This is a genomic window from Methyloprofundus sp., assembly GCF_965251085.1.
GTDB lineage: Bacteria > Pseudomonadota > Gammaproteobacteria > Methylococcales > Methylomonadaceae > Methyloprofundus.
On record NZ_OZ252594.1, the window covers coordinates 3559611 to 3576412 of the forward strand.

The window sequence follows — 16802 nt, forward strand, 5'->3', positions numbered from 1 at the left end:
GCGCACATCCATTATAAAATGTGCATAATAAAGGCTTTTGCTTAGGCAGCTGGAAACAAATTAGTCAACTTGGAAGCGGGATCTTTAGTCCTGCCATTTCCATGCGGGACTAAAGGTCCCGCTTCCATTACTTGTTGTAGATTTTATTTCGTGCACGTTCCTAAGTAATATGGAGCATTAAGATACCATATTACAACGCGATAGCAACTATAATCACCTTAACCTATATAGCTAATTTAATTCCCAATATGCAAGCATCGAAAAGTAGAAAAACCAGGGTGAATTACAATACCGGAGAGCATTTATCGGCGTGGCGAGAAACACTCAACAGCATTATTTTTGGTGCTGAAACCCGTGCAGGAAAATTATTCGATATTGTACTGATAATTGCTATTTCTCTTAGCGTATTAGCCGTAATGCTAAGTAGCGTAGAAGCATTTTATCAGCAATATAGCTGGGTATTTTTTTATACCGAATGGGGCTTTACTCTGCTATTTACCTGTGAATATATACTACGCCTATTCGCTGTACGCCAGCCTAGACTCTATGCTCGCAGCTTCTATGGGATCATCGACTTACTATCGATTTTACCAACTTATATCGGACTACTTTTTCCTGGCATAAAATATATGCTGATTATTCGTATCCTGCGCTTATTACGAATTTTTCGTATTTTCAAATTGGCAGAATATGTAGATGAAGCTGAAACTCTGATGACAGCTTTAAAAAACAGTAGCCAAAAAATTCTGGTATTTCTGTATGCTGTTCTAACACTATCTATAGTCTTTGGATCTTTGCTGTACGTAATTGAAGGCAGTGCTTCGGGCTTTACCAGCATTCCAAAATCGGTGTATTGGGCAATTGTTACTCTGACCACGGTGGGTTATGGCGATATTGCACCACAGACACCTTTAGGCCAGATTATTGCCGCAGGCATTATGATCATGGGTTATGGCATTATTGCAGTACCTACCGGGATTTATAGTGCTGAATTAATTAAATCTTACCAGCCCGCAAAAGTCTCTAATGAAGCCTGCCCTAGTTGTGGCAAAATTGGCCATGATACTGATGCTGATTTTTGTAAGTATTGTGGTGGTGCGCTGGAAGAGATTGAGTGATTTTAAACTTCAAGATATACTGCGCGCAACCAAGGTTGCGGATTTTATAAGCAGTCGTTTTTTTTGAGAGAAAAGCCTGCCCCGTACTAGATACGGGGGCGCTGGAACCGGTGCGTAGCAGGCTACGTAACTGTTTTTCTAGTGCGACTATGGAGTCAAAAGAAACGTCATTCCTGCGTAGGCAGGAACAAGTCAGACTCGGGTATTATTGAATTCTCGCTCCTTAATGCCAGCCGCCATATTGCTTGGTTGGGTCGCCACGAAAACCTGTCGAGGTTTTATTAGCATCTGGCACACCCACAGTATTATCCGCTGCCATTACCATATGCGCATGCGTGTAACCACCTAACTCTTTAGCACGCTTAGCAATTTTAGTCGTTAAGGGGCTGATATCATATCGGGATACCGCCGTAGAAATAACCGCTGCTATTAATTTTTCGGAACTACCTTTGGGCTTAACTGTTATCACAATTGGCAAAGTCGTACCTGCCGGAATTGTTACACTATAATTCTTGCTACCTTCCAGGCTGGCACTAGCGACCACATGGCCAGTGCTGTCCTCTACTTTGATTTCTCCTTCTCGCACAGGTCCCTTCGCATCTTGCACACTACCTTGCAGAATCTTCGCTTGTTTATACTGTTGCACCGGGATCTTGATAGCGGGTGATTTCTTTTGTTGATCTCCGCAGGCGACTAAAAATAAACCTGTAATTGAAGCAATGATTATCGCTGATATGACTTTATTATTGTTATAGTTACTCATAAATATTCCTCTCTATTATTAGTATTCTAAGCTGAGGCACCTGGAAATAAATAAGTATCCAATATTTGGGCAGTATTTTTGTTTGTCATCAGTGCTGTAGCAATAGCCGCATAGCTGGCTACGCGCCTGTTTCTACGTCCCCGTATCAAGCACGGGGCAGGCTTTGAATACGAATAAAAATCCTACGCCAGATGCTCAACTTATTCCGTGCGCGTTCCTAAGTTAGATTTGATAATTAAACCCTATGTATGATTATTAATCAATATATCGCAATATGCTGATTAAACCTAAAAACCGCAATTGAACGCTAAAAAACACCCTAAGTATTTGAATATAAAGCATAATGATCGCAACAACTTATCACCTGCAGAGTGAACAGACTCCGCTTCACGGTTTTGTGAATAAATCCCTGCTCAACTGCGGTTTCAGGTTAATGTATTTGTTAGTTAACGCCCTTTTTGCAAAAAGACTTAAATCTTATGTCGCGAATTCATGATTGAAACATAAGACCGCTGGCAAAAAGGTTTATAGCCCCTAATTTTAGATGTTAATGCCTAGTTACAATAAACTTTACGCAGTACAAAGAGAGACGCTAAACTAGCCAGAGACTGCATAACAAGTAACTTTACAGTCAAAAGATCCAGAAATAACATGCATTAACAGTTAGTTATTTAGTAATGCTTATAGCATTAAATGCTTATTCAAATTAAAATACATAGGATCTTTATACGAACAAAGCGTGATTAACTACATCACACTTTTTACTCTCTTATTTTGAACTTAACCTTTTATTGATGACTGATCATAAACTGACCCACCTGAAAGAGCTGGAAGCTGAAAGCATCCATATTATTCGTGAAGTAGCAGCAGAATTTGACCGTCCGGTAATGCTTTACTCCGTAGGTAAAGATTCAGCGGTCATGTTACATTTAACGCGTAAAGCATTTTACCCGGGAAAGCCCCCCTTCCCTTTAATGCATGTTGATACTAAGTGGAAGTTTAAGGAAATGATCGAGTTCCGCGACAAATACATTAAAGAACTAGGCTGGGATCTAATAGTTCATTCAAATCAGGATGGAATTGATCAAGGCGTTGGCCCTTTTACTCATGGCAGTAAAAAACATACCGATATAATGAAAACCCAGGGCTTAAAACAAGCATTGAATAAATATAAATTTGATGCTGCTTTTGGTGGTGCTCGTCGCGATGAAGAAAAATCACGTGCTAAAGAACGTGTTTATTCATTCCGTGATAAAAATCATGGCTGGGATCCAAAAAATCAACGTCCTGAATTATGGAATATCTATAACGGCAGAATTGATCAGGGTGAAAGCATTCGGGTCTTCCCTATTTCTAACTGGACTGAACTCGATGTCTGGCAATATATCCATTTAGAAAACATTCCAATTGTACCCTTGTACTTTGCCAAAAAACGTCCTGTAGTAAATAAAGATGGCATGTTAATCATGGTTGATGATGATCGTATGCCAATTGGTCCTGATGAAAAAATAGAAATGAAAATGGTACGTTTCCGTACTTTAGGTTGTTACCCTCTAACCGGTGCTGTGGAATCGACGGCAACGACCTTACCTGAAATTATTCAGGAAATGCTGTTAACAACGACATCCGAACGCCAGGGTCGATTAATCGATCACGATCAATCAGGATCAATGGAACAGAAAAAACGCGAAGGTTATTTTTAATTCTTTTTTGAATTATTCGAACAGACCTAGATAGCTGACTCACTTACTGTCGCAAAAGTCAGTTAACTCACACTTTCGCATTTATCTTTTTTTCAGGAAAACACAATGTCTCATCAATCAGACTTAATTAGTACCGACATAGACGCTTATCTGGCGCAACATGAACGCAAAGAATTATTACGTTTTTTAACCTGTGGTAATGTCGACGATGGCAAAAGCACCCTAATCGGCCGCTTGTTATATGATTCAAAAATGATCTACGAAGATCAATTGGCAGCTGTACAATCAGACAGTGTTAAATCAGGTACGACAGGTGCCGGAAAAATTGACCTGGCTTTATTAGTAGATGGCTTACAGGCCGAACGTGAGCAAGGCATCACTATCGATGTTGCTTATCGTTATTTTTCTACCACTACGCGTAAATTTATTATTGCTGATACACCCGGGCATGAACAATATACGCGCAATATGGCTACTGGAGCCTCCACCTGTGATCTTGCGGTTATATTGATCGATGCGCGATATGGAGTACAAACACAAACCAAACGCCACAGCTTTATCGCTTCATTATTAGGTATTAAACATATTATTGTTGCCATCAATAAAATGGACCTCAAAGACTATAGTGAACAAACTTATGAAGCAATCAAGACTGACTATTTAGACTTTATTAAAGACCTAGATGGTCTTGACGACGTTTATGCTATCCCGCTATCTGCTTTAGACGGTGATAATGTCGTCAATAAGAGTACCAATATGCCTTGGTACACGGGTAAATCTATGATGGAAACACTGGAAACCGTGAAAATCTCCCAAGATGGAAATTTTCAGGATGCTCGCTTTCCTGTGCAATATGTTAACCGTCCCAACCTTGATTTTCGTGGCTTTTGCGGCACCATTGCTTCCGGCGTTTTTCATAAGGGTGATGCAATTACTGCCTTGCCATCGGGTAAAACCAGTACCATTAAGTCTATAGTTACTTTTGATGGCGAGCTGGAAGAAGCTTATCCTCCTATGGCGGTCACCTTAACACTAGAAGATGAAATTGATGTCAGTCGTGGCGACACCATAGTCAGCAGTGATAACTTGCCGAGTGTAGCCGATAAGTTTGATGCCACTATAGTCTGGATGACTGAAAATTCCTTAGTTCCCGGCAAACAATATATTATTAAACTGGCAACACGCAGTGTTTCAGGTTCCATCGCCAATATCCAGCACCGTATTGATGTAAATACACTGGAACACCACGATGCCAAAGAGTTACAGTTAAATGAAATTGGCTTATGCTCGGTTTCGGTTAATGCACCCGTTGTTTTTGATGCTTATAAACGTAGCAAAGGCACAGGAGCATTTATTATCATCGACCGCCTGACAAATGTTACCGTGGGAGCGGGCATGATTGCAGGCCATAGTTCTGACACAGAACTTAGAGATGTTAGTATTGAGGAGCGTGCTGCACGTTATGCGCAACAAGCAGTATCCATTGCTTTAACCGGCACTCACAGCGAACAAATTGCCTATCAATTAGAGCGTAAACTATTTGATAATGGTCATGCAGCGACTGTTTTAGCATCTAAATTGAATAATATGGATGATGCCATAACCGTCGTCAAAAATGCGGGGTTAATATGCCTTTGTACTGCACATGATGTTTGTGACCTTAGCTTTGATACCGATCAAACTTCGTTAGACAGTATTCATTTAGCGCTTAAAGAACAAAATATTATTCAATAATCGAAAACGTTTACTTAGGAGCGAGGATTTAATAATACCCGAGTCTGACTTGTCTTTTGACCCCACAGTCATACTAGAAAAACAGTTGCGTAGCCTGCTATGCGCCTGTTTTCCTAGCACGCCTGTGATGCCAAAATCCTGCGTCATACTTGCGGATATTATTAAATCCTCGCTCCTTAGCAGTTAACTCTGCTACACATAAGACTCTTACATAATTTGTAATTCAGTAAGTAAGGAACTAATTAATGACGCAAAAAATCACCAAAGCAGTATTTCCAGTCGCTGGATTAGGCACGCGTTTCCTTCCAGCAACTAAAGCTAGCCCTAAAGAAATGCTGCCAATTGTTGATAAACCTTTAATTCAATACGCTGTAGAAGAAGCTGTTGCTGCTGGAATTGATACCATGATTTTTATCACTGGAAGGAATAAACGCTCAATCCCCGACCACTTTGATAAAGCTTACGAATTAGAAGTAGAGTTAACAGCGAAAAACAAGCTACGCGTACTCGAAACCGTACGCAACATTATCCCACCTCATGTATCCTGCGTGTTTATACGTCAATCAGAAGCTTTAGGACTAGGGCATGCCGTGCTCTGTGCCAAACCCGTTGTAGGTGATGAGCCATTTGCCGTTATTCTTGCCGATGATTTAGTAGAAGATGCAGAGCGTGGCTGTATGGCACAAATGGTGCAACAATATGAAAAAAACTCCTGCTCTATTTTAGGCGTAGAAAGAGTTGATCCAAGTGAAACTGAGAAGTATGGCATCGTTGAGACCAGTCCTGTTGGCCCCTCAATCAATAAAGTTGAGTCCATCATTGAAAAACCAAAACCAGATGTTGCACCCAGTAATTTAGGTGTTGTTGGTCGTTATATTTTAACCCCCGCAATTTTTGATAAAATTGAAACAACAGAAAGAGGCGCTGGTAATGAAATTCAGTTAACTGATGCGATTGCCAGCCTATTAGATGATGAACAAGTGCTAGCTTATGAGTTTGAAGGTACACGGTATGATTGTGGCTCCAAACTAGGCTTCTTAATTGCCACTGTAGAACATGGCTTATTGCATGATGAGTTAAAAGATGATTTTAAAGATTATCTTATAAATCTGGCTAATACACTCAGCTAACTCCTTCACAGCTTATGATAGATACTATTAGCATACGCGGTGCCAGAACGCATAACCTGAAAAATATAGATCTTGATCTGCCTCGTGATGCGCTGATCGTTATCACCGGCTTATCAGGTTCAGGTAAATCTTCACTGGCTTTTGACACTATCTATGCTGAAGGGCAACGACGCTATGTAGAATCCTTATCTGCATACGCCCGCCAGTTTTTATCCATAATGGAAAAGCCAGATGTCGATCATATCGAAGGCTTATCTCCAGCAATTTCTATAGAACAGAAATCCACGTCACATAACCCACGCTCTACCGTGGGTACCATTACCGAAATATATGATTATCTAAGGCTACTCTATGCTCGCGCGGGCACGCCCTGCTGCCCTGATCATGGCTTATCCCTGGAAGCTCAAACCATTAGCCAGATGGTTGATCATGTACTAGAGCAACCCGAGGGTGAGCGCTGGATGCTGCTGGCCCCGGTGATTAATGATCGCAAAGGCGAACATATTCAATTACTAGAGGATCTGCAGGCTCAGGGCTTTATTCGTACACGTATTGATGGTGTGGTTTACGAACTTGATGAACTCCCTGAACTGGATGGTAAGAAAAAGCACACGATAGAAGTCATTATTGACCGCTTCAAAATTCGCCAGGATATCAAACTACGTCTGGCAGAGTCCTTTGAAACCGCCTTAAGAATTGCTGATGGCGTGGCTACTGCTGTGAGCATGGATGATAAAGCTAAAAAGCCACGGCAACTGATTTTCTCGGAAAAATATGCCTGCTCAGAATGTGGCTACAGTATTACTGAATTAGAGCCACGTATTTTTTCCTTTAATAACCCCAAAGGCGCTTGCCCTGCCTGTGATGGTCTGGGCATCAAGCAACATTTCGACCCAGACCTGGTGGTGCATAATAGCGAACTGAGTCTAGCCGGTGGAGCTGTCAGAGGCTGGGACAGACGCAATGGCTATTATTATCAAATCATCTGCTCGCTAGCAGAGCATTATGATTTTGACCCGGAAACTCCGTTTCAGGAATTGAGTGAAGAAATCCGGCAGATCATTTTATATGGTAGTGGACGCAAAGCCATAGACTTTACTTTTGTTACTGGCAGTGGCAAAAAACGTAAAAAGCGTCATAGCTTTGAAGGCATCATTGCCAATATGGAGCGCCGCTATCACGAAACAGAGTCTCAAGTAGTACGCGATGAATTGGCCAAATATCAGGCACATATTGGCTGCCCAAATTGTCAGGGATCGCGTTTAAATACCGCCGCGCGCAATGTCTTCATCGACTCAAGACCCCTTTACGAAATTACCCGGTTACCTATACGACACTGCCTAGAATTTTTTCAGACGCTACATTTACCCGGGCAACGCGGCCAAATTGCTGAAAAAATCGTGACTGAAATTCAGCAACGACTGGAATTTCTGGTTAATGTCGGTCTAGACTATCTTACTCTGGATCGCAGTGCTGACACCCTGTCTGGGGGTGAGGCACAGCGTATTCGTCTCGCTAGCCAGATTGGTGCTGGGCTGGTCGGCGTTATGTATGTTCTGGATGAACCGTCTATCGGCTTGCATCAACGCGATAATGACCGCCTGCTAAACACGCTTTTTAGACTACGCGACTTAGGCAATACCGTGATAGTCGTAGAGCATGATGAAGATGCTATTCGTGCAGCGCAGCATGTTGTCGACATTGGTCCTGGAGCAGGTGTACACGGAGGGCAGATTATTGCGCAAGGAACCCCAGAAGATGTGATCGCTAATAAGCATTCTATTACCGGACAATATCTTTCTGGAAAGCTCAGTATTACTGGTCCGAAGCAGTTAACCCCCATCAATGACCAGCAACTGATCACGGTGCATAATGCGCACGGAAATAATTTAAAAAATATTGATGTCAACTTTCCTATCGGTTTATTTACCTGCGTAACCGGAGTTTCGGGGTCGGGCAAGTCCACGCTGGTTAATGACACTTTATACCGCTATGCAGCTCGCGCCATCAATCGTGCAACGACCTTGCCTGCTCCCTGTGATGCTGTGGAAGGGCTGGATGCATGTGATAAGGTAGTTGATATTGATCAAAGCCCGATCGGCAGAACACCGCGCTCGAATCCGGCCACCTATACGGGGCTTTTTACCCCGATCCGCGAACTTTTTGCCGCAACGCCTGAATCTCGCTCCCGAGGTTACACACCAGGTAGATTCAGCTTTAATGTCAAAGGCGGACGTTGCGAATCCTGCCGTGGTGATGGTGTTGTTAAAGTAGAAATGCATTTTCTACCGGATGTATTTGTACACTGTGATATTTGTGCTGGTAAACGCTATAACCGAGAAACACTGGAAATTCGTTATAAGGGTAAAACCATTAACGAGGTACTGAATATGACCGTAGAAGAAGCCTACACCTTCTTTAAACCGGTCCCAGTTCTCGCGCGTAAACTACAAACCATGTTAGATGTTGGTTTGAGTTATATAACACTGGGGCAAAATGCCACCACTCTTTCGGGTGGTGAAGCGCAACGGGTAAAATTATCCAAGGAATTATCCAAGCGCGACACTGGCAAGACGCTATATATTCTGGATGAACCCACAACTGGCCTGCATTTTCATGACATACAGCAACTACTCAATGTACTGCACACCTTGCGCGACCACGGCAATACCATTATTGTGATCGAACATAATCTGGATGTGGTTAAAACCGCAGATTGGCTGATTGATATAGGTCCAGAAGGTGGTGATGGCGGCGGAACAGTGGTTGCTGAAGGCACTCCCGAACATGTTTCCAACATTAAAGAATCCTATACGGGTCATTATCTAAAACGTTTTTTTAAATAATTCGCCTATGGGTTAGTATTATTGTATATTTCCAGCCAGGCAGCAGAGAAGCAGGTATTTGATAATAAATATCATGATAGAACAAGCATTTTGTAGGATGGGCAAAGGAGGTACGACGTGCCCATCATGCTTTCGTTGATGGGCACGGATGAAGCCCTTTGCCCATCCTACAGTGTTTATTTTTCTGTAACTACTCAGCATGTCTGAGTAGTTACGTTTTATTAAGATAAGATTTAGTTTGAACTAATACTTATACTTCGCGTGACCGCGCGCGAAGTATGTTATCAGGAATACCCTCGCCAACTCGATTCAAGCCGTACATTAGATAGCCTTAGACTCATCAGCTCAACAAAAATTGCTGCCCTATTTCCAAATCCCCACAATATTAGTAAAATCATCTGTCCACGGCTTCATATCAAAATATAAACCCGGTTTTTGCCAGCGGCCTCGTCCATTTTGATACAGTGGTGCCAGAGCCTGCTCATTTTTCGCTAAGACAAACCAATCCGTGGCGACCACTAATGGGATTTCTTGTTGTGGCTTGAATTCCTGAATCAATGCCGCATAGTGTAATTGTTTTGCATGATCAGCGAGTACTTTCTTTAAATCCAGATGCCGGTTGGTGATATGGAATGAGAGTATGCCATTGTCCGATAACTTACTGAAATATAATTGCAAAGCTTCCTGAGTTAATAGATGTGTTGGTACTGAGTCTGAGCTAAAGGCATCGATGACTAATAAATCAAACTTTGCTGCTGGCTCTGATTGTAATGATAATCTTGCATCACCTATTACCATAGCTGCTTTAGGCGTACAACGTTGCAGATAACTAAAGTATTTAGGATTTTCTGCGATTTCAACGACGACAGGATCGATCTCATAGAATGTCCAGCGTTGCTGTGGCTTAGCATAACAGGCTAATGCCCCTGCCCCCAGACCCACCACAGCTACCTGCCAATTCTGGTCAACGGCATCATAGGCTTTAAACAATTGCCCCATCGGGCCTGGGCGACTGTAGTAGGTTAAAGGCTCCTGCACATGGCTTGCCAGACGCTGTGCGCCATGTTTGGTCGTACCATGAAACAGTTCTTTATATTTCTCTGGCTTACCCTGTTCATTTAATAACACACTATCACGCACGGATAAAACACCGAAAAAAGTACGTTCTTTATAAATTGTATTCGACATCGTGATACGTAAGCCCACGATAAAGAAAATTATCACCCCGCTTAATAAAGCCAGGCTGACCGCCTGCTTACGAAATGCGTAGGTCAAGCCGGCAAATAATATCAATGCGGTGCCGATATTATCCATATACGCGCCTAAATCAGAAACACCAAAATAGACTAGCCAGCCAAAGATAAAAATGAATAACGGAAAAATAGCCTGTATAGCAAATTTTTTCCATTGTTCATTAGCTTTTAATTGCACGGCTGGACGGAGTAATAATGCGGCAACGATCATCAACGGATATTCATAAATTCCATTAAAGATAAACGGTGCGACAAAAGTATTGAACATGCCGCCCAACATACCTGCAAATGACATAATCAAATAAAACAGGGTCAAATAAGCCGTATGCGGGCGATTTTTGGCCAACTCACCATGACACACCATGACAGCCAGAAAGAAGGCACTTAAATGCAGAATTAAATCCAGCCAGTAAGGCAATATGGCTGGATTAATAAATGAATAGGCGATAAAGGGTAAGAGCACGATAGGCTGCAAAAACACCGATACCCGATGGATTGGCTTGGCCCAGCGGGAAAAAACCAGTACAAAAGAGAGTAAATATAAGGTTAACGGAATAATCCACAATAAAGGCACTGCGGCGATATCGGTACTAACAAAATTGGTCAGCCCTAATAATAGGCTAGACGGAACGAAGGCCAGCGCTAACCAATGTAGTTTAGTTAATGGTGAAGGAGCTTCCACTTCTGCTTCTTGCTGCTCATCAACTTCTTCATGCTGATAATTGCGCACAAAATACCAGGCGCAGGCAGCGATAAACAGAATTAGCGCTATATAGCCAGCGCTCCAGATCAGTTTCTGCGCACTTAAGCCTATATTCGGCTCTAAAATAAACGGGTAACTTAATAGGGCTAGCAAACTACCGATATTGCTTGCAGCATACAGATAATAAGGGTCATGACTGGTATGGTGCCCCACATGCGAGAACCATTTCTGAATTAAGGGCGACGTTGTGGACAGAACAAAAAAGGGTAATCCAATGGCAATAAACAGCGTCCAGACCAACCATAGCGTAGGGTTGCTTTCCGTAGGTGGCGTCATTAGCTCGGGCAAGGCTACCGGCAGTGCAATTAAACTGATAAGGATTAATGCACCATGCACTTGAATCTGACGCAGATGAGAAAAGCGAGTCGATAGATAATGCGCATATAAATAGCCAAAAAACAGCAGCATCTGATAAAACACCATACAGGTATTCCAGACGGCAGGCGAGCCACCCAATAAGGGCAGCATTAGCTTGCCAAACAGCGGCTGCAAGATAAACATCAAGGTTGCACTGACAAACAGTGTACCGGCAAATAGTATAATTAAGGAAAGACTACGATTTGAACTAGAGGATGTGTTGGACATAATGGATTTAGACGTTGACTACTTGTGTCAGTGAAGATGGCGGGCTAAAGCCGCGCCCTACATTTTTTGTTTGCTCTGTATCGATAGTATAGGATGTGTTGAGGCACGAAACGCATCACGTGAAGCGCATCATTTACCAAAAGATGCGCTTCGTGCCTCAACACATCCTATATTGGTCGCCTAAACTTCATGACATTGACGCAAAGCACGGACGCTTATTTTAAGCTGCCCATATATTCAGTAACCGCACTCACTTCTTCTGCAGATAACATTTTGGCAATACCTCTCATCGGACCATTTTTTCGCGTACCGTCTTTAAATGCCTGCAACTGGCGTTGTAAATAGGCAGGGTATTGACCAGCAAGTCTAGGTGTAACGCCCATTCCCATTGCTTTATTACCGTGACAGCCAAAGCACATCGGTGCTTTAGATTCGCCTTTATCCGCTAGCGCTTTATCGCCTCCGGCACTGATATTTTTCACTGAAGCAAAAAAGGCGGCCAGATTATTAATCTCTGCATCTGTTAAATTAGCAGCCTGATTTTGCATAAGGCCATTTTCACGTGTTCCTTCACGAAAGGCGCGTAGTTGATTAACCAGATAGGCAGGCTTCTGACCAGCCAGGCTTGGAAAATTAGACCGCTTGCTATTTCCTTCTGCACCATGGCAATTAAAACACATCCCTGCTTTTTCTTTGCCTGCGGCGATATCAGGGGCTGCAAGAGCTAAGCCTGAAACAAATAGAGATAAAAAAACACCCAGATATAATTTTCTACACAGATTCATCATGCACCTCATTACTCAGTAAATACAGGCGTTAATCTTACGCCCTAGCTAATAATTGTTCAAATTAAAAGTACTCGCTAAATTCACGTTTAGAAAGTTGACATAGGTTACTATCCTCGAATGACTGCTAAGGTAACGCGCAATAAATAACCCCCCCCCATATTGCGTAGGATTTTTGTTTGTCTTCAAGGCGTAGAAATAGGCGCATAGCTAGCTACGTAACTATTTCTACAACGCAGAAGACGGACAAAAAGACCAGCAAGGTGAGTGGGTTATTTATTGCGAGTTGCCTAAGTACCCAAGCATCATTAATACCATTGTCTAATGTTTAAAAAAGCATTGCATAACGGCAATCATATAGGCATGGTCCTGCACCCCGGCACTCTCTCGTATACTATGCATCGCCCACATGGCATTACCGACATCGACCGTACGTATACCTAGTTTAGCCGAGGTCATCGGGCCTATCGTACTACCACAAGGAATATCTGTTCTATGTGCATATTTTTGGTAGGGGATATTCGCCGCCTGACACCAGCCAATAAACATCGCTACCGAAACACTTTCTGAGCTATATCGTTGATTAGCGTTTAATTTTATCACCGGGCCTTTATTCACATAGACCTTATGCTCTGTTTCGTAAGCCGCTGGAAAATTAGGCTGATAGGCATGCGCCATATCAACACTGAGCATAAAACTATTGGCTAGAGCGCGTTTATAATCTTCAGTATTTAATGCAGCCGCTAAAGCAATTCGTTCCAATACATCGGGTAGAAAACTCCCGTCCGCTCCCTTAGTACTCTCACTACCCACTTCTTCATGATCAAAAAATGCACACACAAGCGTATTGCCAGCGTTTAATACTACTTCATCCAGCAAAGCCGTTAACCCAGCATGACAGGAAGCCAGATTGTCTAGCTGACTATCCGTGTAAAATGCATCTTCTGCTCCCCAGAATGCACCCTTCTGGGTATCATAGACATTAAACTCCCAGGATAAAATTTGCTCGGCAGCGATGTGGCATTGCGTGACTAATAATTCTGTAAAAACCTGATCCGGAAATTGCTCCTTACTGCTCATAGAATATATCAGCGGTAATTCGCTTTGCTTGTTCAACTTCAATCCGTCTTCATTAACCCCTCTATTCATATGAATAGCAAGATTAGGTAAGCGTAATAAGGATTGCTCAAAGCGTACTAATTGGGTTTTAATTTCACCAGCTTCATCGCGATAACTTACTCGTCCAGCAAAACTTAAGTCCCGATCTGTAAAAGTAGCGAGAATGGGCCCACCATACACCTCAACACCCATACGTAATATTTCACCTGATTTATGCAGTGCATGAGGCTTAATTCTTAAGCCGGGTGAATCGGTATGCGCTCCGATAATTTTATAACCGTTTTCAGCTAAGACTTTATGCCCGACCACAAACGCAATAATAGACGAATCATCACGAACCACAAAATACCGCCCGCCTGCTTCTAACTGCCACGAATTTTTTTCAGATAAACGAGTAAAAGCTGCTGCCTGCAAGGCCTGCTCCATGGTTGCCACTGCATGCCAGGGGCTAGGACTGGCATCAATAAAATCTAATAATTGCTGAACTTGTTGTCTGTCATTCATCTTGGTTTTAAATCTAAAGAGGCTGAATTAAGACAATAGCGCAGACCCGTTGGTTCCGGCCCATCCTCAAATAAATGCCCTAAGTGTGCATCGCAGTCGCTACACACAATTTCAACTCTGCGCATACCATGGCTAGTATCGACTATTTCTTTAATAACATCAGCTGACAAACTACCCCAGAAACTCGGCCAGCCTGAGCCTGAATTGTATTTTGTTGCAGAATCAAACAAAGCCTGACCACAGCAACTACAATGGTAAATGCCGTCTTCTTTGCAGTCTGCATATTTACCCGTAAATGGCGGCTCAGTTCCGCTACAGCGACAAATATTAAATTGTTCGGGACTTAGCTTTTCGCGCCATTGTTCTTCGCTGAGTTTGGTCTTGCTCATATTGGTTTATCCTGCTGAATTTTGAATATCTATATATCGTAGGGCGTGGCTTTAGCCCGCTTATCGTACACCATTTGGGGCTAAGGTAACGCCCTAGTCCTTGTTTTTTTTACACTGATTTTAATGCGTCGGTAATAGACAAAAAGCCACGCCCTACTCCTTGGCTTTTCACACACTCAGCAGCGAAAATTCAGGCCGATAAATGCCTTAATCTTAACCCTGATAGCAATAATACGACAGCATATAATGTTGCCGCAATACCGATCCACATTGCCAGATGCCATGCACGTTCCAGCATACGCCAATCTTGCCATAGGCTAATATCAACACAATGGTAGATTAACGCAGCCATCGCCGAACAGCCCAGCATAATACGCAAAATTAATACTCGCCAACCTGCACTGGGTTGATATATCCTGGTTTTTAATAAGCTAGACAATAACAGACTGGCATTAAAAAATGCCGCTAGAGAAGTTGCTAACGCAAGCCCAGCATGCGCCAACGGAAAAACGAGTGCGATATTTAAAAGCATATTAGCCACCATGGCATAAATACCAAAGCGCACCGGTGTTTTCATATCTTTGCGCGAGGTAAATCCAGGCACCAGGACCTTAACTAGAATAAAGCCTAATAAGCCCACCGAATATGCCATTAAGCTACGTCCTGTCATCATCACATCATAAGCAGTGAAATGGTGATATTGAAATAAAGTAGACACCATAGGCTCTGCCAGCATCATCAGACCTAAAGAGGCCGGCGCACCAATCAAAACAACCAGTTTAAGCCCCCAATCTAATGACCGGGAAAATGCCTCAGTATCTTCAGCCACATGATTTCGTGATAGGCTCGGTAATATCACCGTTGCCAACGCAATACCAAAAATGCCCAAAGGAAATTCAACCAGGCGATCAGAGTAATATAACCAGGAAATACTGCCTGTTGCTAAAAAAGAAGCCAACAAAGTATCCAATAATAAATTAATCTGCGTTACCGACACACCAAATAAAGCGGGTAACATCAGCTTCATAATTTTCTTTACCCCAGGATCCTTAAAGCCGAAGCGCAAGCGCGGCACCAGCCCTAAACGGCGTAAGGCCGGAAACTGAAACACCAGTTGCACAGCGCCCGCAAAAAATACGCCCCAAGCCAGTGCAACAATAGGCTGCGGCATTAATGGAGCTAACCAGATTGCGGCTGATATCAAACATATATTAAGGAATACCGGGGTAAAAGCAGGTATGGCGAACTTACCATAGGTATTTAAGATTCCTCCGGCAAAAGCGACCGATGAAATAAAGAACAAATACGGAAAAGTAATGCGCAACATTTGCACCGCTAGCTCATATTGCCCGCCTTCCCATGCAAAGCCCGGGGCAAATGCCATAATCAGATAAGGTGCTGCCAACATGCCCACAATCGTTGTTAACATTAAAATAATTGCTAGCGTTCCTGCAGTACGATCTATAAAATGACGCATCGCGGCCTTACCGCCCTGTTGCTTATAATCAGATAACACCGGCACAAATGCCTGAGCAAAAGCACCTTCGGCAAATAAGCGACGTAAAAAATTTGGTATTTTAAAAGCCACAAAAAAGGCATCGGTACCCGAATCTGCGCCAAAAATACGCGCAAACATCATGTCCCTGATAAAACCTAAAATACGTGAAATCATAGTCATGCTACTGACTATCGCGGTGGATTTAAATAGTTTACGGCTCAAGACTTACATTCCTGCTATTAAAAGATTGACAATCATATCATTTATAGGGAAAATACACGGTTTTAAAATATATAACGCAATAACCGAGGCATCATGGCTAATTCAGCTCAAGCAAAAAAACGCGCGCGTCAATCAGAAAACAATCGCGTTCGCAATGCAGGACAACGTAGCAAACTACGTACATTCATCAAAAAAGTTATTGCTGCAGTAGAATCTGGTGACGTAGAACAAGCTAAAACAGCTTATGCAACAGTCGTTCCAGTGATTGACTCAGCAGTGAACAAAGGACTTCTGCACAAAAATAAAGCCGCAAGAAACAAAAGCAGACTTAATACCAGAGTTCGCGCTATGGCTTAATAATTCCTCAAGGAATTATACAAAAAATACCAG

Annotated in this window: 12 protein-coding genes; 6 read left to right on the forward strand and 6 right to left on the reverse strand. The window is 42.6% G+C overall.

Annotated elements, in window-relative coordinates; translation table 11 throughout:
* Window positions 1-248: 248 nt before the first annotated feature.
* Window positions 249-1118, forward strand: a complete 870-nt coding sequence (locus ACQY3F_RS16655; RefSeq protein WP_428356053.1) for an ion transporter — start codon at window positions 249-251, stop codon at window positions 1116-1118.
* A gap of 223 nt (window positions 1119-1341) precedes the next feature.
* On the opposite strand, the gene ACQY3F_RS16660 is transcribed toward ACQY3F_RS16655, so the two are convergent.
* A complete protein-coding gene (locus ACQY3F_RS16660; protein WP_428356054.1) occupies window positions 1342-1881 on the reverse strand; it encodes a hypothetical protein in 540 nt (179 codons plus the stop codon).
* A 794-nt stretch (window positions 1882-2675) separates the two neighbouring features.
* Between ACQY3F_RS16660 and cysD the strand changes: the two genes are divergently transcribed.
* The 4 genes from cysD (at window position 2676) to uvrA (ending at window position 9294) form a co-directional block, all read left to right on the forward strand.
* On the forward strand, window positions 2676-3584 hold the full coding sequence (gene cysD, locus ACQY3F_RS16665) for a sulfate adenylyltransferase subunit CysD (RefSeq protein WP_428356056.1): 909 nt from the start codon (window positions 2676-2678) through the stop codon (window positions 3582-3584).
* A gap of 105 nt (window positions 3585-3689) precedes the next feature.
* The gene (gene cysN / locus ACQY3F_RS16670; RefSeq protein ID WP_428356057.1) at window positions 3690-5318 is read left to right on the forward strand and encodes a sulfate adenylyltransferase subunit CysN; all 1629 of its coding nucleotides are present in this window, start codon (window positions 3690-3692) and stop codon (window positions 5316-5318) included.
* Between the two features lie 245 nt (window positions 5319-5563).
* Window positions 5564-6448, forward strand: a complete 885-nt coding sequence (gene galU / locus ACQY3F_RS16675; RefSeq protein WP_428356059.1) for a UTP--glucose-1-phosphate uridylyltransferase GalU — start codon at window positions 5564-5566, stop codon at window positions 6446-6448.
* Between the two features lie 17 nt (window positions 6449-6465).
* Entirely contained in the window at window positions 6466-9294 is a 2829-nt protein-coding gene (gene uvrA, locus ACQY3F_RS16680) for an excinuclease ABC subunit UvrA (RefSeq protein WP_428357722.1), read from the forward strand.
* Between the two features lie 363 nt (window positions 9295-9657).
* Here uvrA and ACQY3F_RS16685 read toward each other — a convergent pair whose 3' ends face one another.
* The 5 genes from ACQY3F_RS16685 to murJ form a co-directional block, all read right to left on the reverse strand.
* Window positions 9658-11895 carry a fused MFS/spermidine synthase gene (locus tag ACQY3F_RS16685; RefSeq protein ID WP_428356061.1) on the reverse strand — a complete coding sequence of 746 codons (2238 nt, stop codon included), beginning with the start codon at window positions 11893-11895 and terminating at the stop codon, window positions 9658-9660.
* Window positions 11896-12110: 215 nt separating this feature from the next.
* Window positions 12111-12683 (reverse strand): c-type cytochrome, encoded by a 573-nt coding sequence (locus tag ACQY3F_RS16690; protein ID WP_428356062.1) that lies wholly within the window; start codon window positions 12681-12683, stop codon window positions 12111-12113.
* Between the two features lie 318 nt (window positions 12684-13001).
* The gene (locus tag ACQY3F_RS16695; RefSeq protein ID WP_428356064.1) at window positions 13002-14303 is read right to left on the reverse strand and encodes a M18 family aminopeptidase; all 1302 of its coding nucleotides are present in this window, start codon (window positions 14301-14303) and stop codon (window positions 13002-13004) included.
* A complete protein-coding gene (gene msrB / locus ACQY3F_RS16700) occupies window positions 14300-14692 on the reverse strand; it encodes a peptide-methionine (R)-S-oxide reductase MsrB (protein ID WP_428356065.1) in 393 nt (130 codons plus the stop codon). The genes ACQY3F_RS16695 and msrB overlap by 4 nt, the downstream gene beginning before the upstream one ends.
* Window positions 14693-14882: 190 nt before the next feature.
* Window positions 14883-16412: a murein biosynthesis integral membrane protein MurJ gene (murJ, locus tag ACQY3F_RS16705; RefSeq protein WP_428356066.1), complete on the reverse strand. Its 1530-nt coding sequence runs from the start codon at window positions 16410-16412 to the stop codon at window positions 14883-14885.
* A 93-nt stretch (window positions 16413-16505) separates the two neighbouring features.
* Here murJ and rpsT point away from each other — a divergent pair, with 93 nt between their 5' ends.
* Window positions 16506-16769, forward strand: coding sequence for a 30S ribosomal protein S20 (rpsT, locus tag ACQY3F_RS16710; RefSeq protein WP_428356067.1), 264 nt, complete (start codon window positions 16506-16508; stop codon window positions 16767-16769).
* The last annotated feature ends 33 nt before the right edge of the window (window positions 16770-16802 follow it).